The sequence below is a fragment of the Actinoplanes sp. NPDC000266 genome (assembly GCF_042899005.1).
GTDB lineage: Bacteria > Actinomycetota > Actinomycetes > Mycobacteriales > Micromonosporaceae > Actinoplanes.
The window spans coordinates 1,068,480-1,090,606 of the sequence record NZ_JBIAZI010000001.1; the positions used below are offsets into that span (position 1 = coordinate 1,068,480).

Sequence of the window (22,127 nt, forward strand, 5' to 3'; positions counted from 1 at the left end):
AGCCGATGCCGGAGAAGAACACCCTCGAGCCCGAGCGGCTGCTCTGGTCGGCCACACCGGCCGCCGAGTGGCTGGAGGCCTATCCGCTGGGCGACGGCCGCCTGGGCGCCATGGTCTACGGCACCCCGGGCCGGGAGCACCTGCAGATCAACGACGGTACGGCCTGGTCCGGCAGCCCCGCCAACGAGCCGGCCAACAGCCACATCGACCCGGACCGGGCCGCGGCGGCTCTGGAAGCCGCCCGCGCGGCTCTCGACCGGGGCGAACCGGCCGAGGCCGAGCGGCACCTCAAGGACCTTCAGGGCGGCTGGTCACAGGCCTACCTGCCCTTCGCCGACCTGTACGTCACCGTGACGCCGGCCGGAACCGGGGAGGGCGTCGAGGCGTACCGCCGGGAACTCGATCTTCTGACGGCGACGCACCGGGTGAGCTATCGGCTCGGTGGGGTCGAGCTGGTCTGGGAATGTTTCGTCTCGCACGCTGATGGTGTGCTCGTGCTGACGCTGGACGCGGCCGAAGCCGTCGACGTCGAGTGGGCGCTCGACTCCCCGCTGATGGTGCTCGGCCGCGGCGGCGGTTGGCTCACGGTGCGGATGCCCAGTGACATGCCGCCGCCGCATGAGCCCGACCGGGAGCCGGTCTGGGGTGAGGCGGCGCTGCGCGGGGCCGTGGTGCTGCGTGCGGTGCACGACGGCCGGGCGCGGGCCGGTGGCGCGCACGGGATCCGGCGGCTGGAGCTGGTGCTGGCGACCGCGACGACCTTCGCCGGCATCGGTCGGCGGCCGGAGGGCGATGAGGCGTCGGCGAAGACGAAGGCCGAGGACCGGGTGTCCCGGGCCGGAGACAAGGCGCGGCACGTGGCGGCGTACGCCAAGCGTTTCGGCCGCACCACGCTGGCGGTGGAGCAGAAGACGGCGGCCCTGCTCTTCCAGTACGGCCGCTATCTGGCCCTCTGCTCGTCCGCTCCGGGCGGGCTGCCCTCGACGCTGCAAGGCCTGTGGAACAACGAGATGCGGCCGCCGTGGAGCTCCAACTACACCGTCAACGTCAACACCCAGATGAACTACTGGGCGGCGCGGACGGCCGATCTCGACGACTGCCTGGACCCGGTGGTGGATCTGCTGGAAGCCCTGGCCGACAGGGGCCGCGCCACCGCCCGCGACCTCTACCGGGCGCGCGGCTGGGTGACGCACCACAACACCGACGCGTGGGCCTTCACGTCGCCGGCCGGCCGGGGCCGGGCGGACCCGTCGTGGGCGTTCTGGCCGATGGGCGGGGTGTGGCTGTGCTGGCTGCTGCGGGACGAACCCCGCGCCTGGCCGGTGCTGCGCGGCGCCGCCGAGTTCTGCCTCGACTGGCTGGTGTCGAACCCGGACGGCACCCTGGGCACCTCGCCCTCCACGTCGCCCGAGAACCACTACCTGAGCGCCGGCGGGCGGCCGGTAGCGGCCGGCCAGTCGTCCACGATGGATCTGACGCTGATCGCCGGGCTGTTCGACACGGTCATCGCGCGCGGTGATGAGGGGGACCCGCTCGTGGCCGAGGTGATCGCGGCACGGAAGCGGATGCCGGCCCCGGCGGTCGGCGCCGACGGGCTGATCTCCGAGTGGCTCAGCGATCCACCGCAGGCCGAGCCCGGTCACCGGCATGTCAGTCACCTGGTCTTCGCCTACCCCGGTGACACCCCGGACGATCCCGCGATCCGGGCGGCGGTGTCCCGCAGCCTGGACGCGCGGGGTGACGAGTCCACCGGCTGGTCCCTCGCCTGGAAACTGGCCCTGCGGGCAAGGCTCCGCCAGCCGGAGAACGTGTCACGGCTGCTCGACCTGGTGCTGCGGCCGGCGCCGGCGGAGCGCACGGGTGAGCGCGGCGGTCTCTATCCGAACCTGTTCTCGGCGCACCCGCCGTTCCAGATCGACGGCAACCTCGGCTACGTCGCCGCGGTGGCCGAGATGCTCGTGCAGAGCCACACCGGGGTCATCGACCTGCTGCCGGCCGTGCCCGCCCAGTGGCCGCGGGGGCGGGTGACCGGGCTGGTCGCGCGGCCCGGTGTCGCGGTCGATCTGGCCTGGGAAACGGCCGACGGCCGGGTCCGGCCCACCGAGGTGAGCCTGCAAGGGAAGAACAAGGCCGGGCGCACGACCGTCATCGTCGCCGTGGACGGCGTACAAACGAAGGTGGACCTGTCCTCCGGTGAGCGTGTGAGGTTGCTATGACCGCTGCGTACGAGACCATCGCGCCACCCACCGGCGCGGCGCCCCCGCGGGCCCGGGTGGCCACCGACGCCGGTGTCCTGTCGCTCGACGGGCTCTGGCGGTTCGCGTGGTCGCCGACGGCGGAGACCGGGAAGCGGCCGGGCGATCCGGGGGAGGACTGGGACGAGATCCCGGTTCCCGGGCATTGGCAGCTCTACGGGTACGGCTCACCGGCGTACACCAATGTGCGTTATCCCTTTCCCATCGACCCGCCCCGGGTGCCGGAGGCGAACCCGACCGGCGAATATCGGCGGATCGTGCACCGGCCGGAGGACTGGGACGGCGGGCGCGTGCTGCTGCGGTTCGACGGGGTCGACTCGTGGTTCGAGGTGTGGCTGAACGGCGTCTCCATCGGGAGCTCCTCGGGCAGCCGGCTGACCGTCGAGTTCGACGTGACCGAGGCGCTGACCGGTGGCGACGACGTTCTCGCGGTGCGGGTGCACCAGTGGAGCTTCGGCAGCTACGTCGAGGACCAGGACCAGTGGTGGCTGTCCGGCATCTTCCGGTCGGTGGCGCTGCTGCATCGGCCCGAGGGAGGCATCGACGATGTACGGGTCGTCGCCGGCTACGACCACATCGAGGGCAGCGGCACGCTGACGGTCGAGGCGACGAGCACCCGGCCCGTGCGGTGGGAGCTGTCCTCGCCCCTGGCCGACGTTCAACCGTGGTCGGCCGAGAATCCGCAGCTGTACCGGCTGGTGGTGAGCACCGGCGCCGAGACCGTCACGCTCGACGTCGGCTTCCGGACCGTGAGCGTCGAGGGTGGCCGCCTGCTGCTCAACGGCGCGCCGCTGGTGTTCCGCGGCGTCAACCGGCACGACTTCGACCCGCACTGCGGGCGGGCGGTCTCACGCGAGGTGATGGAGCGCGACGTCGCGCTGATGAAGCAACACCACATCAACGCCGTACGCACGAGCCACTACCCGCCCGACCCGTACTTCCTGGAACTGTGCGGCCGGCACGGCCTCTACGTGATCGACGAGTGCGACATCGAGACGCACGGCTTCTCGCTGGTCGACTGGCGCGGCAACCCGTCCGACGACCCGGCCTGGGCCGGCGTCTACCTCGACCGGATGCGGCGCATGGTGGAGCGTGACAAGAACGCGACGAGCGTGGTCATGTGGTCGCTCGGCAACGAGGCGGGCTGGGGCCGCAACCTGGCCGCCAACGCCCGCTGGACGGCCGAGCGTGACCCGGGCCGGCCGATCCACTACGAGCAGGACGCCGAGTGCGAGAGCGTCGACGTCTACAGCCGGATGTACCCGGACTACGACGAACTGGAGGCGATCGGCCGGGGCGAGGAGCCGGCCCTGGCCGACCCCGACCGGGACCGGCGCCGCCGCGGCCTGCCGATGATCATGTGCGAGTACGGGCACGCGATGGGCAACGGGCCGGGCGGGCTGGCCGACTACGAGACCGTCATCGACGCCCATCCGCGGCTGGCCGGCGGCTTCATCTGGGAGTGGATCGACCACGGCCTCGGCGAGGAGGGCCTGTACGGCGGCGACTTCGGTGAGACCGTGCACGACGGGTCCTTCGTCATCGACGGGCTCGTCCTGCCCGACCGGACGCCGTCGCCCGGCCTGGCCGAGTTCGCGGCGGTGATCGCTCCCGTGCGCCTGCGGATCGACGGCGGCGACCTCGTCGTGGAGAACCGGTGGAGTTTCACCACCACCGACAAGGTGACCTTCAGCTGGACGGCCGAGGCCGACGACATGGTCGTCGACGAGGGTGTGCTCGACGTGCCGGCCGTCGCCCCGCTCTCCTCCGAGCGGATCCCGCTGCCGGAGGGCGCCGACCTGACCGTCACGGCGACCGTCGACGGCGGTCCCGTGTCCTTCGTCCAGCGCCGGGCCACGGCCAAGGCGCCCGCCGCCACCGGGCCGTTGCGCCCCGGACGGCCGGCGAAGCTGGGCCCGTTCCCGATCGCGGCGCTCACGCTGGACGCCTGGCGGGCGCCGACCGAGAACGACCGGTTCTCGCTGGAGGAGCGGTGGCGCGCGGCCGGGCTGCACCAGCTCGTCGAGCGGACCGTGGAGGAGGGACAGGACGAGACGTGGTGGCGCCGCCGGGTCCACTACGGCGCACCAGGACTGGACAGCGGTTTCGAGGTGGAATATCGCTGGGCCGCCATGGGTGAGGCGTGGCGGCTCGAGGTGGACATCGACCGGCGCGGCGAGTGGCGGCTGCCCCTGCCGCGGCTCGGGGTGGCTCTCGCCCTGCGGACCGCCGAGCCGGGCTCGGCCTGGATCGACTGGCTCGGCCTGGGCCCCGGCGAGAGCTATCCCGACTCCCGCGCCGCCGTGCGGCACGGGCAGTACGGCATGACGGTCCGGGAGTTCCAGACGCCGTACGTGGTGCCGCAGGAGAACGGCAATCGTTCGGCGGTGAGCCGGTTGACACTGTCCAATCCCGACGGTGGCGTGAGCATCGCCGGCGATCAGCCGTTCGAGCTGGCCGTACGCCCGTGGCCGACCCGCCGGCTCGAAGAGGCCCGGCACGCGTCCGACCTGGTCGAGAGCGATCTGCTCTGGGTCCACCTGGCGGCCGGCGTGACCGGCCTGGGCTCGGCCAGCTGCGGACCGGCCGTGCGCTCGGCCGCTGAGTACCGGGCCGCCCGGGCCCGCCTGGCCTTCACCTTCACGGGCTGACCGGGTGGAGGACATCCAGGCGGCGGTGCGGGCGGCGGCGGCGACCCGGGGACCGGTGACGGTGCGGATCCCGCCGGGGGAGCACCACCTGTGGCCGCGGGAGGAGAACCGGCGGGAGTTGTACGTCTCCAACACCGTGGGCGCCGATCCGCGCTATCGCACCAAGACGATCGGCCTGCTCGTCGAGGGGGCCGACGACCTCGTCATCGCGGGGGAGGGCGCGCGGATCGTCCTGCACGGGCTCCAGACGACGTTCGCCGTCCTCGACTCGAAGCGCGTCCGGGTGGAGGGCCTCGAATTCGACTTCGCGGTGCCGACCGTCGTCGACGCCACGGTGATCGAGGCCGGCCCCGGCCACCGGGTGATCCAGGTTCCCGCGGTCACCCCCTTCACCATCGCCGGCACATCCGTGCACTGGCACGGCGAGCGCACTCCGGCCGGTGGCTACACCTGGTGGGGCCGGGACGGGCTCGACTACACCCAGATCTTCGACCCCGCCACCGGCCGCACCTGGCGCGGTCCCAACCCGCTGTTCGAGGGCGTCCGGGCCATGCGCCGGGTGGGACCACGAGAGATTCGGATCGAGTACGTCCATGACATGCGCCCTTCAGACACGGGGCTGGTCTACGCGATGCGCCGGACCACGCGTGACCACCCCGGCGCCCTGATCGACGGCAGCGCCGACATCACCCTCTCCGCGCTGCGCTTCCGCTATCTGCACGGCTTCGGAGTGGTCGCGCAGAACAGCTCCGGCCTCACGGTCGAGGACTGCGAGTTCCGCACCCCGCCCGGCGCCGGGCGGCACACGGCCGGCTTCGCCGACTTCCTCCAGGTCTCCGGCTGCTGGGGCCGCGTCGCCGTGCGGGGCTGCCACTTCGACGGCTCGCACGACGACCCGATCAACGTCCACGGCACCTATCTGCGCGTCGCCGCCCAGCCGCGACCGGACACCCTGCTCCTCCAGTTCGCGCACCCGGAGACCGCCGGCCTGCCCCTGTTCGGGCCCGGCGACGAGATCGAGATCGTCGACCGGGAGACGCTGCTGCCGCTGGCTGGAGCCCGCGTACGGCACGTGCTCCAGCCCAGCGGCCGCGACCACGACGGGCCGCTCACCAGCATCCTGCTGACGGCCGACGGCCCGCTCCCCGGCGGCCTCGCCGGCGTTGCGGCGGTGGAGAACACCACCCGTACGCCCGAAGTCGAGATCGTGCGAAACGTCTTCCGCAACACGCCGACCCGGGCCGTGCTCGTGACCACCCGGCGCCCGGCGCTCATCGAGGGAAACCGGTTCGAGCGCACCGGAATGGCCGCGATCTACGTGTCCGGCGACGCGCGGGAGTGGTGGGAGTCCGGCCCGGTCCGCGACCTCACGATCCGGGGCAACGAGTTCGTCGAGCCCGGCGGCCCGGCCGTGCTCTTCGACCCGCGCCCCGGCGAGCCGGTGCACAGCGGGATCGTCATCGAGGAGAACGCGGTTATCTGACGAGCTCCTTCTCGGCCACCGCGGCGGCGTCGCGGCGGTTCGCCACCAGGCTGGTGATGGTGACCGTGATCAAGGTGAGGGCGATGACGCCGAGCGAGGCCAGGGTCGGCACCTCGGGCAGCGACGGCCAGATGCCGTGGGCCCAGTGCAGCACCAGCTTCACCCCGATGAAGGCCAGGATGATGGCCAGGCCGTAGTCGAGGTGGCGCAGCTTGTCGAGGACGTTGCGGAGCACGAAGTACAGCGCCCGCAGGCCCATCAGGGCGAACGCGTTGGTGGCGAAGACCAGGTACGGGTCCTCGGTCACGCCGTACACGGCCGGGACCGAGTCGACAGCGAACACGATGTCGGTCATGAAGACCGCGACCACCACCACGGCGAGCGGGGTCAGGGCCCGGCGGCCGGCCTGCCGGACGACCATCTTGGCCCCGTGGTACTCCTTCGTCACCGGGAAGAAGCGGCGCATCAGCCGTACGCTGCGCATCTGATCGATGTCGATCTGATGTTCCTCGCCGCGCGCCGCGTCGCGCATCACCTTCACCGCGGTCAGCAGCAGCACCGCCCCGAACAGCAGGAACGCCCACGTGCCGGCCTGGAGCACGGCCGCGCCGGCCGCGATGAAGACGCCGCGCAGGACCAGGGCGCCGGCGATGCCGTACAGCAGCACCCGCTGGGCCAGGGCCGGCGGCACCGCGAAGGCGCCGAGCAGCAGCATGAAGACGAACAGGTTGTCGACCGACAGGGATTTCTCGACGACGAAGCCGGTGTAGAACTCGATCGCCGGCCGGCTGCCGTACACCCACCACAGGACCAGGCCGAACACGGCCGGCAGGGTCAGGTAGAAGACCGACCAGCCGACCGCCTCGCGCATCGGCACGTCATGCGGTCGCCGGGTGACGAAGAAATCGGCCGCCAGCAAAGCGAGCAGCACCAGAATGCTGATCGCCCACAGCTGGGGCGACGCGATGGATTCGAGCATCGGGGAAACCTCCTCGGACATGAGTCATCGTCCGAGGTCTCCCTCACCCGCGACGGCACGGGCGAACGCACGGGGACGTACCGGGACGTCCGTGATGACCGCAACGCTCTGAGCGAGGTACTCCCCTCGCCGCGCACCATAGCGTACGAAACTGAAAGCCCGAACGGCTTGACGATCCGCCCGGGCCGCCGCATGGTGATGAGAGGCCCGTTTTCCCAGGTCAGCCGACCGTGAGGAGGTCGCCGTGCTGATCGACATCCTGTTGGGCGTGCTCCTGGTCGCGAGCGCTCTCATCTCCATGCTGGCGTTGTCAGGCTCCGGTCACCACCATCACCGTCACTGAGGCTCGATCCAGACGTTGCGGTACTGGACCTTGTTCCCGTGGTCCTGCAGCCGGATCGAGCCGGTGGCCGGGCCCTCGGGGATGTTGCCGCCGGTGCCGTTGGGGATCTCGACGTTGTTGTGCACCGTCCGGCCGTTCCAGACCAGGGTGACGCGGGCGTTCTCCGTCTTGGCGCCGGACGCGTCGTAGCGGGCGGCCCGGAACGTGATGTCGTACTTCTGCCAGGTCTCGGGAGCCGTCGCCATGTTCACGTCCGGCGCCTTGACCGTGTAGATCGCGCCGGCCTCGTTGTTGTCGAGCGTCGTGTCGCCGTACGAGTCGAGGATCTGAATCTCGTAACGCTCCTGCTGGTAGACGCCGCTGTTGCCGCGGTTCTGCCCGGTCACGTCCGGCGGGAGCAGCGGCACCTTGAACTCGACGTGCAGCTTGTAGTCGCCGAAGGCCTCCTTGGTGCGCAGGTCGCCGCAGCAGACCTCGGTGGTCTTGTCGAGGATCGGCCATTGCGGCCGCCGCCCGTCGGTGTGCTGCCAGTTGTCGAGGCCGTTGCCGTCGAACAGGACGATCCGCTTGCCGGGCTCGCGCACGCTGATCAGATCGAGGTTGACGTGCCCGGTGTCGAGGGCGTCGACCCGATATTGGATCTTGTTGACGCCCTTGTTCAGCCGCAGCGTCTCGACGGCGGTCGCCCACTCGTCCCAGGTGACCGTGGACGGCAGCGAGATCTGCTTCACCTTGCGGTCGTTGACGTGCACGCTGATCGTCTTGGCGCCGCTGAACGGGTTGGGGCCGTTGGAGTAGCGCAACCCGACCGCGTAATCGCCGCTCTTCCCGACCGTGACGTGGGTGGTGGTCGAGGCGTTCAGGTTGCCGAAGCCGGCCACGAAGCCGACGCCGGAGTAGCCGCGGTGGTCGGTCGCGAGCGACGCGCTGCCCTCGCGATATCCCTCCTCGGCCTCGTAGAAGACCTCCTGCTGTTGCGGGCCGGGCTTCTCGTTCATCGTGTACCAGGCCTCGGTGCTCCACAGCGTCTCACCGTCGCGGGCCGCGAACGGGCGCGGCGAGCGCAGGTGCACGACGCGGTCGCGGCGCAGTCCCTCCACGGTCAGCGTGACCGTCCTGCGGTCGCCCGAGACCTTGGCCCCGGTCACCTTCAGCGTCTCCTTGTCGACCTCCGGACCGCCGTACTGCGCGGTCGGGACGTAGCGCCACTGCTCGATGCCGTACGCCGTCGGCAGTTTCGCGATCGTCTCGTCCGACAGCGGCTTGGTGTACTCGATGGCGAACCCGGTCGGCGTCGCCTTCAGGGTCTTCATGTCGAAGACGTTCTTGCCGTTCGGCGTCAGCTTCTGCAAGCCGAACCGGAGCTTGCCCTCCTGGCCCCAGTTGCCGTCGGCGCCGAGACCGCCCACGTAGAGCGAGCCGTCCGGGCCGAGCGACACGCGGTTGACGCCGGCCTCGAGGCCCTGCGTGTGCCGGAAGACCGCGCCCTGCTCCTGGCCGTTCACCTTCTCCAGGTACGCCCGCTGCAGTCCGCCGTAGGTCACGTCGCCGATGACGAACTGGCCCTTGTACGGCCCCGACTTGAGCAGGACGGGCGTGCTGGGCGAGTTGGCGATCTGGTTCTGCGGCAGCCACAGCACGGGGCGGGTCACGGGCTGAGCGTCGTACGGCCCGTCCGGGTTGGTGTAGTGGTTGTAGAACGCGCCCTGCTCGATCTTGACGAGCTTGGACGACGGCAGCCAGCCGCCCTGGTTGTCGGTGACGTAGATGCTGCCGTTGTCGCCCCAGCCGATGCCGTTCGGCGTGCGCAGGCCGCCGGCGACCGTGGTGACCTTGCCCGTCTTGCGGTTCACGACGATGCTCGTGCCGCGCCCGCCGACCGGCTGCGGGTCGGTGGTGGCGCCGCCCAGGTTGATCGATACGGAGAGGTTCAGAAAGAAGTTGCCGTCTTTGTAAAGCAAGCCGAACGCGAACTCGTGGAAGTTGCCGCCGAACGGCCAGACCGCCACCGTGCGCCGCGTGTCGAGCACCTGGTCGCCGTTCGTGTCGCGCAGCTCGGTCAGCTCGTGCTTCTGCGTGACGTAGACGAGGCCATCGACGACGGCGATGCCCATCGGCTCTTTCAGGCCTTCGGCGATTTTCTTGTACGTCACCGGGCCCGGCCCGGTCGCGCCGGTGACCAGATAGACCTCGCCGGCCACCTTGTCCGACCCGCCCCAGGTGGACAGGACCATCTTGCCGTCCGGCCGCCAGGCGATGCCCGTCACTTGCGGCTCGAAGCCCGGCGGGCGCAGGTTCGTGAGGTCGTATCCGGGGTTCACGGCGGTCAGCGGCAGGCCGTCACCCGGCGTGTCGGTGCCGGAGGTGCACTCCTTGCGGCCGGGCGCGGTCACCCGCACCACGCCGGCGTCGGTGCTGAGCGCGCTCGTCGGCACCACGGCGAAGTCGTTGGCGCCGGGCGTCTTCCACGAAAGGGTGAGGCGCTGGCCGCCCTCGCGGTCGAAGTGCTCGACGCGGATCGGGTAGACGCCGGCGGTCAGCTCGATCGTGCCCTCGCCGGGCGGCTCGACGTCATGCAGGCCGTCGTGGTCGATCAGCAGCGTGTCGCCGATGAACAGCTTCGAGCCGTCGTCGCTGACGAGCCGGAACGTGTACGGCCCGGTGGCCGGCACCGTGAGGTTGGCCAGCGCGTGGGTGACGAAGTTGTCGTTCAGCCCGAACTGGTCGGTGCTCGACCAGTCCACTGTGGGCATCAGCTTGTCCACGTTGGGGGTCTGGCCCGGCTTGAGCTCACAGACCCGGCTCATCGCCGTGCCGATGTCGTACGTCCGGAGCGTGACCCCGGGTTCTTGCGGCGGATCGGCGGCGGCGTAGGCCGGCGCGGCGGCGAAAGTTCCAACTAGCAGGGCACCCACGAGCAGTCGTTTCATCGGCGCTCCCCGATTACGGCCGTGATTCAGGATGGTGAATATCGTGGGTCACTTTCGCCGGGACGTCCATAGCTTTCGAAGATCCTGCCCGAACTTTCCTCGTTCGAGCCAAAAGCCCCTCCTCGGATGATCGGCTGGCGCGCGATAGCCGGACAGGCTGTGCGATGCAACCAAATCTCGGGGGCTGAGACATTGAAGAGTGTCTTAACGGGGGGTTAAGGTGAGCCACTCTTCGGGGAAGGGGCTTATGTCATGCGTGGGCGTCTCGCTGTTTTCTCCGTGTTGGTCCTCTTGGGTACATTCACATTTCACGTGACACCCGCTTCTGGACACGTCCGTGCCGATGTGCATTCGCATGCGCACGCCCATGACGATTCGACGGAACATATGGCCGAGGATCTGGCCGGAACGCCGATGAGCGTCATCGAGCGGCAGACCGCCGAAAACGCGGCCCGCATCCAGCGGTCGACCGGGGTGCGGCCCGGAACGGCGACCAGAAAGGCGAACGTCGCGGCCGACCCCGGACTGTCCGGGTCGTGGGGCGCGGTGCTCGAGACGGCCGTCGTGCCGGTGTTCACGGCCGTGCTGCCGAACGGGAAGTTGCTGGTCTGGGACTCGGTCGGCGACAACTCGAGCGAGTCGTACCCCGACCACAGCTTCACCCGCGCGATGGTCTGGAATCCGGCCGACGACACGTACAAACGCGTCGATCTGCAGGGCTCGAACATCTTCTGCGCCGGTTTCGCCCATCTCGCGAACGGCAATATCCTCGTCGCCGGCGGAAATGCGAACGCGCAGTTGGACGGCACCGTGCACACCTATGTCTTCGACTGGCAGAACGAAACGTGGACCCGCGGCAAAGACATGGCCGGGGCCCGGTGGTACCCGTCACTGGCCGAGACCGCCAACGGTGAGCACGTCATCGTCGGAGGCGGCCCCACGGTGAGTGAGGTCTATCAGGCGAACGGCACCATTCGCGCCCTTTCCGGATTCACCAAGTACAGTTCCCGTCTCTACCCCTTCATGGGTTCACGCCCCGACACACAACTCGGGATCATCGGCCCATACACGACGGGCTGGACGGTCAACACGGCCGGCATCGGCATCGTCACGGCCACCGGCAACCGCGACGGCATGTTCCGCGACTACGCGAGCTTCGCGACGTACGACATCGGCAAGACCGTCGTCGTCGGCGGCGGCAACATGACCGAGGGCGGCCAGGCCAACGTCCCCACGAAGACGGCGGTGGTGATGAGCACCGGCGCTACCATGTTCCCGGCGACCACGCCGACCGGTTCCCTGTCCACCGGCCGCCGCCAGCTGAACGCCACCCTGCTCGCCGACGGCTCGGTCCTGGCCACGGGCGGCATGACGAGCGCCGGGACGAACCTCAACGTCGACCTGCCCAACGCGGTGACGACGGCCGAACGCTGGGACCCGGCGACCGGCCAGTGGTCGGTGCTGGCCGCCGCGAGCCGCATCCGCCAGTACCACTCGACGGCCGCCCTGCTCCCCGACGGCCGTGTCATGACGGGCGGCGGCGGCGTCTGCGGAGCCTGCATGGCCGCCGGATATCTCGAGAAGAACATCGAATACTTCACGCCGCCCTACCTCTACAAGAAGGACGGCTCCGGCGAGCTGGCATCACGCCCGGCCATCTCGGCCGCGCCGGCCACCGTGGGCATCGGCGCCGCCTTCACGGTCACGACCCCGCAGGCGGCCGCCATCCGCAAGGTGGGCCTGGTCGGCCTGGGCGACGTGACCCACAGCGTCGACCAGGGCCAGCGCTACATCCCGTTGAAATACACGGTTTCCGGTACGTCCTTGACGGTGACCGGTCCACCGAACGGAGGCGTGGCCCCACCCGGCTACTACATGCTCTTCATAGTCGACGCCAACGGCGTCCCGTCGGTGGCGAAGATGGTCCAGGTGGCCAAGGGCCCCAACCCGTTGATGAGCCAGGTGAAGAACGACACCGGCCGCTGCCTCGACCTGCCGGGCTCATCGCTGACCCTCAAGACGTACATGCAGACCTACACCTGCAACGGCACCAGGGCACAGGCGATGACCCGCCTCCCGAACGACAGGTCCCTGAGGGTCCTGGGCAACTGCCTGGACGTACCCGGCCAGCAGTTCGTGACGGGCCAGCGCATCTTCATCTACACCTGCAACGGCACCCCGGCCCAGACCTGGCAGTTCAACGCCGACAAGACGATCCGCCCGGTCGCCAAGACCACCCTGTGCCTGGCCGCGGGCTCATCGGCCGAGCGAGCCCAGATCCAGATAGTCACGTGCACGGGAGCCACCCTGCAGAAGTGGACGTGGTAGCTAGGTAGAACACTATGTTCTACAATCGTCGCATGGACAGCATCGGCGTTCGCGAACTGAATCAGAACACGAGCCAGGTCCTGGCCCGGGTAAGCGGTGGTGAGAGCATCGAAATCACCGATCGTGGTCGCCCGGTCGCCCGGCTGGTCCCTGTGAGCGACGAGATGTCGACGCTGGCCAAGCTGGTCTCGGCGGGAAGAGCTACGGCGCCGGTGAGCACAGGGCCTGTTCCGCTTCCGCCCCAGCTCGGCGACGCCGACGTGGACGTGGCGGCAGACCTGGCTTCGATGCGCGACGAGGAGCGCTGGTGATCTACCTCGACTCCGCTGCCGTGGTCAAGTTGGTACGGCAGGAGGCATGCAGCGCCGACCTGGTTTCTTGGCTCAACGAGCATCAGGATGTCCCACTGGTCTCTTCCGCCCTGGTTGAAGTCGAGGTGCCGAGAGCTCTCCGCCGGTCGGCCCCGCAGGCCCTGATCGGCGTGCCCGCCGCTGTCGGGCGGCTCTTCCGCATGGAGATCGACAGCACTGTCCGTGCCACCGCTGCGGCGTTTGCGGAGCCCATGCTGCGCAGTCTCGATGCGATCCACCTGGCAACGGCTCAAATTCTCACCAACGAGGCTGGGGTGACGCTCACGGCCTTCGTGTCGTATGACCGGCGGCTTCTTGACAGCGCCAAGACTGCCGGCCTGCCTGTGGCCAGCCCCGGGCAGGACTGACCTTCGTCCCCAAGCGGCTTCCAGGGTGGCGTGGTGACCGCTTCGTACGATGGCGGCCGTCGGGCAGCAGACGGCGGACCAGTGATGGGCGGTCGGGTGGGATGCCCCCCAGGAGCAGAGGACACGGCCGAGACGGCGGCCGGCCGGATGAAGCGCGGGCGAGGCCGCACGGCGGGTCGCACACCGATAGCGTTCTCGGTGAGGAAGACCTTGTCGCGGAGATCTTGCTGGCGGGTCGCTCGACAGCCGATGGCGGCACGGGCGGACGTCGCCCCGAGGAAGGGGCCGCCGCACCTGGGTCGCTGACCGAAGATCTGCGCACCGCTCAGGCCGGCTTGCGGCACGGCGTTCCCGAGGGCAACCGCACTCCGATCGATCCGGATCAGGACGCCACGGTTCGCCGGTCTCTGGAGATGGAGAATTCGGCGGCCGTGATCCTCGCCGATCGGGGTTACCGAATTCGCCAGAACCCGTCGAAGGCCGACGTCGCACTGTCCCGTCGCGAGACCGGCGACGTCGGAAACTCCAACAAGGATCCGGATTACCTCGTCGAGGGGCGCGTGTTCGACTGCTATTCGCCCGTCAATCCCGACAAGGCCGTGCGCGGCATCTGGACCGAGTGCAGGTCGATCTTCCGCCCTACCGACCTATGGAAGTGCTGCCATGGCCCTCGAATACCGACTGACCCTCGCTGGGGATACGCCCGTCAATCAGGTGGCGGCTCGCGCCTTCCCTGAGGCAGACGAGCGCCCCACCGGGGTTGCTCCGCTACTGGCCAGGGATCACCTGGAGAAGTACGGATTTGGGGTATCGATCCTCGCCGGCCGACACGGCTACCTCGACCTCCAGACCGACGACGGGTCGTGGGAGTGGGAGCCGGATTCGTACGTCCGCGTGAGCTTCCGCATGGACAAGTTCGCGGACTCCCGTGACACGGTGACCAAAGTGCTGATCGTGGTGCGCCGACTGCTGGAGACCGGGACCGAAGACGCGACATTCGACTTCAACGGCGACGTCCTCCTGTTCGCCCGCCGCGACGGCGAAATCGTGAAACACCGCCGCGACTCGTGGTGGAAGCGCTATCCGGCCGCCGATCAACTGATCTCAGCTTGACCGCGACCTCCAACGGTGTCGAGGGCGGTCCAGGCGAGGGCGGTGGCCGCGTCGAGCAAGGCCTTCTCGGCGTGGGGGCCTGTGCAGGCGGCGGCAAACTCCGGCTGGTGGTTGAGGGCCGGCAGGGAGTTGATTCCTATGTAGGGGTGAATGGCCGGAACCACCTGCGAGACGTTGCCCATGTCGGTGGAGGCCCGGTTCATGTGGCGGGCCGGGGAATTCGTATCGAAGACGCGGCCCACGGCGGTGGCGTTCCGGCGGTAGGCGGCCAGCGCGGGCTCGAAAGTGCGGAACTCCGCGTACGGCTTGCTCTCCGGGGTGATGTCCAAAGTGGCGCCGGTGGCCAAGGCACCCGCCTCGAAGCAGCGCCAGACCTTCTCCTCGGTGTCGGCCAACTCGGCCAGGGTGGAGGCTCGGACGTACCACCGGCCCTCGGTCTTGGCGGGAATGGCGTTGGGGGCCTCGCCGCCGTTCGTCATGATGCCGTGGACCCGGACCGAGTGGGGAAGTTGCTGGCGTAGCAGGCCGATCGCCACCTGGGCGATGGTGAAAGCGTCGGCCGCGTTCACGCCCTGCGCGGGGTAGGCGGCGGCGTGTGCTGCTTTGCCGTGGTACGCCACGTGGGAGTGGGACACGGCGAACGGCTCGGCCTCGGCCACGTCGACCGGAGCGGGATGGGCCATCATCGCCAGGTCCAGGCCGGCGAAGGCGCCCCGCTCCAGAAGCTCGATCTTGCCGCCGCCGCCCTCCTCGGCCGGGGTGCCGTAGACCTCGATCGTGAGGCCGTACTCGTCGGCCAGCGGGGCCAGGGCCAGCGCGGCGCCCACCGTGATGGCCGAGATGAGGTTGTGGCCGCAGGCGTGGCCCAAGCCGGGCAGGGCGTCGTATTCGGCGCACAGGCCAAGGCGGAACGGGCCATTTCCGTACGTCGCCAGAAAAGCCGTCTCCAGGCCGAGGTAGGCGGGGGTGACGGTGAAACCGTGCTCCTCCAACGGGGCCGGCACCCAGCGGGCCGCCCGATGCTCCTCCCAGGCGGTCTCCGGGTTGGCGTGCAGGCGCTCCGACAGGTCGATGAGGGTGGGCGCCAGGTCCGCGATGGTCGCGGCCGCCGTTTGCTTACTCATCGCCGGGTACGCCGTACGAGGGAGCCGCGGTCGGATCGAGGCCGCGCGTCACGTAGTCGTCGCGCTGCGGGAGCCACAGATCGAGGAGCGCGGCCAGGTCGTCGACGGGGGAGCCGGACCAGTCGACCCGCAGGTCCGTCTCGCGCCACGCCACCTGGCGTACCACCGCGAGCCCGGCCGAATGCAGCGGCCCGGCCTCGCCTCCGGCCGACAGGCCGGCCTTCAGTGCCGCCAGGAGGCGCTCCTCCAGCTGGCCCGGCGCGGCGGCGAAGCCCTCGACCACCGCGTCGATGACGTCGGTGCCGGCGAGCATGTTGCCCGCGGCCACGACGCCGGGGCCGACGCGGTGGTGATGAACGCCGAGCGTGTCGGCGCCGGAGAAGGCCGCTCCCTTACCGTCGGGTGTGAGGACCGTGAGCTGACGGAACTCGATCAGGTCGGCCGGGCCCGAGGGCGACACGCGCGGGCGCGTGATCTTGTTCAGGGCTTCGCAAGCGCTGGAACCAGCTGACAAGGCATCGAGCAGCGCGGCGCCCAGGCGCGGATCGGTCACGTTCTGGGACGCGGCGCCGCCGACGCCGGGGCGCAGGTGGACACACCGCGCGGCCACGGCGGGGCTCGACGACGTGACGGCCATGCCGATCGCGCCGGCGCCGTCGGTGGCCAGGATCGAGAACGTCATGACGGGATGACCGCGATCGCGTCGATCTCGACCAGCCACTCGGGGCGGGCCAGGCCGGAGACGACCAGGCCGGTGGAGATGGGGTGCACGCCCCTGGTCCAGCGGCCGATCGTCCGGTACACCGTCTCCCGGTAGCGCGGGTCCACGATGTAGATCGTCAGCTTGACCAGGTGTTCCATTTTCGCGCCGGATTCTTGCAGGAGCATGGCGATGTTCGTCATGGCCTGCTCGGTCTGTGCTTCGACGTCGCCGACGCCGACCGACTCGCTCGTGTCGAGGTTCTGGCCGATCTGGCCGCGCACGTAGACCGTGTTGCCGGCGACGACGGCCTGGCACAGGTCGTTGTCGAGCTTCTGCTCCGGGTACGTGTCGCGCGTGTTGAACGGGCGGATCCGGGTGTGCCCGCCGGCGACGATAGGAGGATTCACTGTGCTGTCTCCGAATAGGCGAGGTAACCGCGCTGGGTCATGATGTGGTCGGCCACGTGCCGGGCGTCGTGCCAGACGCCCCAGATGAAGCTGGAGCCGCGCCGCGACAGCCACGGCAGGCCGAGGAAGTACACCCCCGGCTCGGACGACACGCCGCGCCGGTGCCGCGGTTTGCCGTTCTCGTCGAAGGCGCCGACCTGGAGCCAGCCGTAGTCGGCGGCGTAGCCGGTCGCCCAGACGATGGCGGCGATTCCGGTCAGATCGAGTTCGTCCACTGTGGCCTCGGGCGCCGGCCCCAGGACCCGGGCCTCCGGCTCTTCCGGCAGATCGAGACCATTGCGTACGACGTACGCGTCGGCCTCGTCCAGAAGCGCCAGATAGTTCGCGTCGCCGTGGGCGATGTTCCGCTCGAGGTCGTCCGCGAAAGTCAACTTCCCGTCGGCGTACGACTGCGTCATGCCCACGAGGGTGATGCCGCTCGCGGCGAGCTCGCGGAAGTCGACGGTGTGCCCGCCCCGGGCCCCGCTCACCGCGATGGTGACGTGCTCGGCGCCCTGCGGCGGCGTTTCGGCGTCCCACTTCTGCAACACGCCGAGCCACCAGCAGAAATCGCGGCCGCGGTAGCTGCGCGGCGGCCGGTCGTGCGGGCCGACCGAGAGGTGGACGGCGCGGCCCGAACGGCGCAGCTCGTCGGCGATCTGCACGCCCGACGAGCCGGCGCCGACCACGAGCACGGCGCCCTCCGGCAGCTGGGCCGGGTTGCGGTAGGCGTTCGAGTGGATCTGCACCGGCCCGGCCGCGTCGGGCACGATCGGCGGGATCACCGGGCGCTGGAACGGCCCGGTGGCGGCGACGACATAGCGCGCGTCGACGGGGCCGTCGGACGTGTCGACACGGAAACCCGGGCGGTTGGCGTGACGGCGTACTGAAAGAACTTCCACCCCGGTTTTGATCGGGGCGTTGATCTTCTCCGCGTATGCCGTGAAGTAGTCGGCGACCTGATCCTTGCCGGCGAATCCGTCGGGCGAGATGTCGGCGAACTCGAGGCCGGGGAAGCGGTCGTGCCAGGCCGGGCCGTTGGCCACCAGCGAGTCCCACCGCTCCGAGCGCCAGCGCTCGGCGATGCGGTGCCGCTCGAGGACGAGGTGCGGCACGCCGCGGTCGCCCAGGTGCTCGCTGATCGCCACGCCGGCCTGCCCCGCCCCGACGACGAGGACTTCTACCTCTTGCATCCGACCTCCCCATTTCGTGCTGCGGAAATCGTCGCCCGCGTCGCTGATTCTGTCCAACAGATGTTGTTGCTCCATTGCATCTGATTTAGTTATGGCAGCAGGAGTCCTGGGCGGCGCGCGGCGCCGGCGTGTCGAGGGCGGGATTGCGGTCGAAAAATCCTGCGGGCTTCAGTACGAACCCGGCATAGTCGACCGGCATGATCGGCCAGTCCTCGGGCCGCGGGAAGTGCGTCAGCCCGAACGTGTGCCACACGACGATGTCCCGGCCGTCGATGTCGCGATCCTGCTTCATCCACGTGTCGATGCCGGTCGTGCCCGCGTTCTGGTTGACGAAGCGGCCCGACGGATAACGCTCGGTGTCGTCCTGCGCCGTCACCCACAGATGCTTGGTCGTGAAGGCGGCACGGCGCGCGATCGACGACGAGGGATCGGCGAGCAGCGTCGGCTGCCCCTCCGGATGCAGCGCGTAGGCGACCGGCTGCCCCAGCCCGTTGCGGACCGACGGATTGGATATGTGCCAGGTGCGGCCCACACTCCCGTCGGCCAGCCGGGCGGCGGTGCGCTCGGTGGTCAGCCTGGTCGAGCGGCGGGTGAAGGCATTGCCGTACGGGTTGACGTCCGACACGGGCACACGGACGGCATCCACCTCGTCGACCGCGTTGCCGGCCCCGTCGACCATCATGTCCAGCCGGGCCGAGAAAAGATGCTGGTGGTACGGCGCGCCGACCCCCGGGGCGACCTCGCTGGCCCACGGATAGCCCTCACCCGGGTACGCCGAGGCGAAGACCACGCCGGTCGCCTTGCACTCCAGCTCGATCGTGCCGTCGAGGTAGAGGTACCAGTAGAAGCCGTAGTCATAGTTGCCGACAGTGATGAAGAACGAGATGACCAGCCGCCGCTGGCGGCGCACCGACGACGACCGGTTGTACATGTCGGTGTGCTTCCAGAGCAGGCCGTAGTCCTCCTCGTGCATGCAGATCGCGTTCGGCAGCCGCCGGGGATGCCCGTGGTCGTCCGCGATCGTGGCGTCGAAGTAGAAGATCTCGCCGAGGCAGTCGCAGCCGAGCGTGAGAGCGTTGGCCTCCTTGCCGAGGGAGTACTCGCCGGCGTCGAAGTAGTTCTGCCAGAACCGGACGGGCGAGGGATCGCCGTAGGGAACGACCATCTCGGCCACGGAAGCCCGGTAGATGATGGGCCGGACGCGGCCGCCGTCCTCGAAGCCGATCTGGTGCAGAGTAAGGCCTTCGACCTGGTCGAAGCCGATCCGGAACTGCCACTTCTCCCAGGTGACGACGTTGCCGTCGACGGTGAAGCTGGCGCCGTCGGGCTGCGTGATGTGCAAGGGTTTCTGGGTGGTGCGCTCGGCCTGGGGCAGGTGGAAGTCGGCGGCCTCGGAGGGGATCGGGAAGACGCCGTCGTCGATGAGCTCGACCACCTCACCGGTGATCAGATCGACGTAGGCGACGACGCCGTCGATGGGATGAGCCCAGACATTGTCGTCGTCGTCGAGTTGTTGGAAGGCCAGGCACCGGACAAGGCGCCGCCCCTGTTCGCCGGGGATGTCGAAGACGCCGGCGCTGAGCGCGGAGATCCGCACCCGCCGTGGCTCGGTGAGCCCGCGCCGGGCCATGGCCGAGTTCCACAGAGCGTTCCTCCAGAGGATCTCCTCGACGAGTTGGAACTCCTCACCCATGATCGGCGGCTGCCCCTCGGCGACGACGTCGACGACGCGCTCGCTGAGAACGCTCTCACTGACAAGGGAGACGAGAACGTCCCGCACTTCACCGGTGGCCCGGTCGAGCAGAACCGTGCTGACCCGCCGGTCGTCAACCGTCCCGGCCAGCACCGCGCTCTTGGACGGCTCCGCCAGCATGACAAGAGGAAAGCGGGTGCTCGCCGTGACAAATCCGTTTTTGTCGAGGATGGCGCGGTTGAGGGAGATCTCCTCAGCGGTGAGCCGATCAAGCGGGTGGGTGGCGCTCGCCGGCGCGGCGATCCGCGCCGAATCCGGCTCCGCCGCCGTTCCGGTTCTCGTTGCTGTCCCGGTCGCCGGTTCCACTCCTCTCCCCGCTCCCGTTCCTGCCGCCGTTCGGAGGTGAGGCGAGAGGGTGGGGGCCGCCAAAGGCTGCAGAGATGGCGAGGCGCTCGCGGGCGAGCGTGGGGCCGGGGCGGGTGGCGCCGAGGATTGCGTTCTGGGAATGGGGGAGCTGGCGCAATGTGAAGCGGCTGGCGCTTCGGATTGCGTTCCGGGAGTGGGGGAGCCGGCGGATTGTGAGGCGGGTGGGAAGGGTGGTTGCGGGGCCGGGGCGGGTGAGGCCGGGCGGTCGGGGGACGGTGAAGTCGAGGGGAGGGAGGTCATGCGGGGGTTCCTTCTTTGTCGGCCGGGGTGGGTGCGGCGGCTGAGGAGGCGGAGCGGACGCGGGCGCCTCGCAGGTAGCCGACTACGCCGAGGATCAGGAGGACGATCAGGGTGCCCAAGGTGAAGACCTCGAAGCGGGTCTGGCTCACGCCCCAGATGTCGGTGAACGAATAGTCGATGTTGAAGAGGGACTCCAAGGTGCCCGGGAAGACCGCCACCCACGAGCCGAGCAGGATCCAGGCGAAGCACAGGGCGCCCAGCACGGCGAAGCCGCGGTCGGAGACCGGGACGCGGTACGGGCGTGGGGCGTCCACCTTGCGGAGCTTGATGGCGGCGGGAATGACCAACAGGTAGCTCAGCAGGAACGTCGAGATCGAGATGGTCAGGACCACGCCGAAGACGGCCGCGTTGTCGCCGGTGATCTGCATCGAGGCCAGCAGGAAGACCGTGGCCACCACGCCGGAGAGCATGTTGACGCGTACCGGCGTACCCAATGAAGCGGAGAACTTGCCGAAGAAGCCGCCGAAGAATGACCCGTCGGCGGCCGCCATTGCCTGCATGCGGTCGGAGACGATCATCCAGGCGGCGCCCTGGCTGGCCAGGATGAAGATGAGCACGATCGACGTCAGGGTGAGCATGGTGTCGGCGGCGCCGCCGTACACCGAGTAGACCGTGCCCACCGCGTCGAGCAGGCCGCCGATGCCGGTGATCTGGTCGGCCGGGATGACCAGCAGGATGGCCAGGATCGGGATCAGGTAGCAGGCGGCGGCGATCGCGGACGAGCGGAAGATCGAGATCGGGACGTCGCGGGCCGGGTTCTTCATCTCGCCGGCCGCGCTGCTCGACGATTCGAAGCCCAGGAACGCGAACAACAGCACCGGCACCGAGCCGAACAGGCCGGCCAGCGTGGGGTTGAAGTCGCCGGCCGAGAGGCCGGCGACGCCGTTCTTCACCGCGTAGACGATCGTCGTGAAGACGAAGAAGACCAGCAGCGCCACCTTGGCGATGGCCCCGATCGTCGGCAGCCACTTGCCGCGCCGGAGGCTGATGATCGCGGCCGCCACCGTGATCCAGATGAAGATCAGCTTGAAGGCGTAGTCCGCGAACGATCCGGACTTCAGTTCGGCCAGGTGCCCGCTGAACGTCTCGGCGGCCAGGAACGCCATCGACCCGCCCACCCAGACCGGCTGGGTGACCCAGGTGAGCAGGGCCGCGATCGCGGCGGCGCCACGCCCGAAGGCCATACGGACCCAGATGTACGCCCCGCCCTCCTCCCGGAAGGTCGAGCCGACCTCGGCGAAGATCAGGCCGTACGGGATCAGGAACGTCACCGCGAGCACGAGCGCCCAGGTGAACGCCTCCGCCCCGTACGTCGAGACCTGCCCGAGGGTTTCCAGGCCGACGACCGCGGCGATCATCAGGAAGATGATGTCGAAGGTGCCGAGGCTGCGGTGCAGCAGACTGGTCTGCTCCCGCGCCAGGCTGGTGGACGTGTCCATGAG

The 22,127-nt window shown here is 69.4% G+C and carries 15 protein-coding genes; 7 read left to right on the forward strand and 8 right to left on the reverse strand.

Going from position 1 to position 22,127, the window contains the following annotated elements:
• Positions 1-5 precede the first annotated feature (5 nt).
• From ACFY36_RS04395 to ACFY36_RS04405, 3 genes are read left to right on the forward strand one after another with little or no spacing between them, the layout of a single operon-like run.
• On the forward strand, positions 6-2,216 hold the full coding sequence (locus ACFY36_RS04395) for a glycosyl hydrolase family 95 catalytic domain-containing protein (protein ID WP_499744459.1): 2,211 nt from the start codon (positions 6-8) through the stop codon (positions 2,214-2,216).
• Entirely contained in the window at positions 2,213-4,906 is a 2,694-nt protein-coding gene (locus ACFY36_RS04400; protein WP_499744460.1) for a glycoside hydrolase family 2 TIM barrel-domain containing protein, read from the forward strand. Before ACFY36_RS04395 ends, ACFY36_RS04400 begins: the two co-directional genes overlap by 4 nt.
• A 4-nt stretch (positions 4,907-4,910) precedes the next feature.
• Positions 4,911-6,389 (forward strand): right-handed parallel beta-helix repeat-containing protein, encoded by a 1,479-nt coding sequence (locus ACFY36_RS04405; RefSeq protein ID WP_499744461.1) that lies wholly within the window; start codon positions 4,911-4,913, stop codon positions 6,387-6,389.
• Here ACFY36_RS04405 and ACFY36_RS04410 read toward each other — a convergent pair.
• Both ACFY36_RS04410 and ACFY36_RS04415 read right to left on the reverse strand, forming a co-directional pair.
• Positions 6,382-7,368 carry a TerC/Alx family metal homeostasis membrane protein gene (locus ACFY36_RS04410; protein WP_499744462.1) on the reverse strand — a complete coding sequence of 329 codons (987 nt, stop codon included), beginning with the start codon at positions 7,366-7,368 and terminating at the stop codon, positions 6,382-6,384. The two genes, ACFY36_RS04405 and ACFY36_RS04410, sit on opposite strands and share 8 nt — an antisense overlap.
• Positions 7,369-7,704: 336 nt before the next feature.
• Positions 7,705-10,641 (reverse strand): 3-keto-alpha-glucoside-1,2-lyase-like domain-containing protein, encoded by a 2,937-nt coding sequence (locus tag ACFY36_RS04415; RefSeq protein WP_499744463.1) that lies wholly within the window; start codon positions 10,639-10,641, stop codon positions 7,705-7,707.
• A 387-nt stretch (positions 10,642-11,028) separates the two neighbouring features.
• On the opposite strand from ACFY36_RS04415, the gene ACFY36_RS04420 reads away from it, so the two are divergent.
• The 4 genes from ACFY36_RS04420 (at position 11,029) to ACFY36_RS04435 (ending at position 14,800) form a co-directional block, all read left to right on the forward strand.
• Entirely contained in the window at positions 11,029-12,969 is a 1,941-nt protein-coding gene (locus tag ACFY36_RS04420) for a galactose oxidase-like domain-containing protein (protein WP_499744464.1), read from the forward strand.
• Positions 12,970-13,001: 32 nt separating this feature from the next.
• Entirely contained in the window at positions 13,002-13,280 is a 279-nt protein-coding gene (locus ACFY36_RS04425; protein WP_499744465.1) for a type II toxin-antitoxin system Phd/YefM family antitoxin, read from the forward strand.
• Positions 13,277-13,687: a type II toxin-antitoxin system VapC family toxin gene (locus ACFY36_RS04430; RefSeq protein WP_499744466.1), complete on the forward strand. Its 411-nt coding sequence runs from the start codon at positions 13,277-13,279 to the stop codon at positions 13,685-13,687. The genes ACFY36_RS04425 and ACFY36_RS04430 overlap by 4 nt, the downstream gene beginning before the upstream one ends.
• Positions 13,688-14,350: 663 nt before the next feature.
• Positions 14,351-14,800: a SitI3 family protein gene (locus tag ACFY36_RS04435; protein ID WP_499744467.1), complete on the forward strand. Its 450-nt coding sequence runs from the start codon at positions 14,351-14,353 to the stop codon at positions 14,798-14,800.
• On the opposite strand, the gene ACFY36_RS04440 is transcribed toward ACFY36_RS04435, so the two are convergent.
• From ACFY36_RS04440 to ACFY36_RS04465, 6 genes are all read right to left on the reverse strand, one after another.
• Positions 14,782-15,924, reverse strand: coding sequence for an amidohydrolase (locus ACFY36_RS04440; RefSeq protein ID WP_499744468.1), 1,143 nt, complete (start codon positions 15,922-15,924; stop codon positions 14,782-14,784). The genes ACFY36_RS04435 and ACFY36_RS04440 overlap by 19 nt on opposite strands.
• On the reverse strand, positions 15,917-16,606 hold the full coding sequence (locus ACFY36_RS04445) for a DUF1028 domain-containing protein (RefSeq protein WP_499744469.1): 690 nt from the start codon (positions 16,604-16,606) through the stop codon (positions 15,917-15,919). The genes ACFY36_RS04440 and ACFY36_RS04445 overlap by 8 nt, the downstream gene beginning before the upstream one ends.
• Positions 16,603-17,034 (reverse strand): RidA family protein, encoded by a 432-nt coding sequence (locus ACFY36_RS04450; RefSeq protein ID WP_499744470.1) that lies wholly within the window; start codon positions 17,032-17,034, stop codon positions 16,603-16,605. The genes ACFY36_RS04445 and ACFY36_RS04450 overlap by 4 nt, the downstream gene beginning before the upstream one ends.
• Entirely contained in the window at positions 17,031-18,266 is a 1,236-nt protein-coding gene (locus tag ACFY36_RS04455) for a flavin-containing monooxygenase (RefSeq protein ID WP_499744471.1), read from the reverse strand. The genes ACFY36_RS04450 and ACFY36_RS04455 overlap by 4 nt, the downstream gene beginning before the upstream one ends.
• Positions 18,267-18,351: 85 nt before the next feature.
• Positions 18,352-20,262, reverse strand: a complete 1,911-nt coding sequence (locus tag ACFY36_RS04460) for a primary-amine oxidase (RefSeq protein WP_499744858.1) — start codon at positions 20,260-20,262, stop codon at positions 18,352-18,354.
• Positions 20,263-20,621: 359 nt separating this feature from the next.
• Positions 20,622-22,124: an APC family permease gene (locus ACFY36_RS04465; RefSeq protein ID WP_499744472.1), complete on the reverse strand. Its 1,503-nt coding sequence runs from the start codon at positions 22,122-22,124 to the stop codon at positions 20,622-20,624.
• Positions 22,125-22,127: the final 3 nt, after the last annotated feature.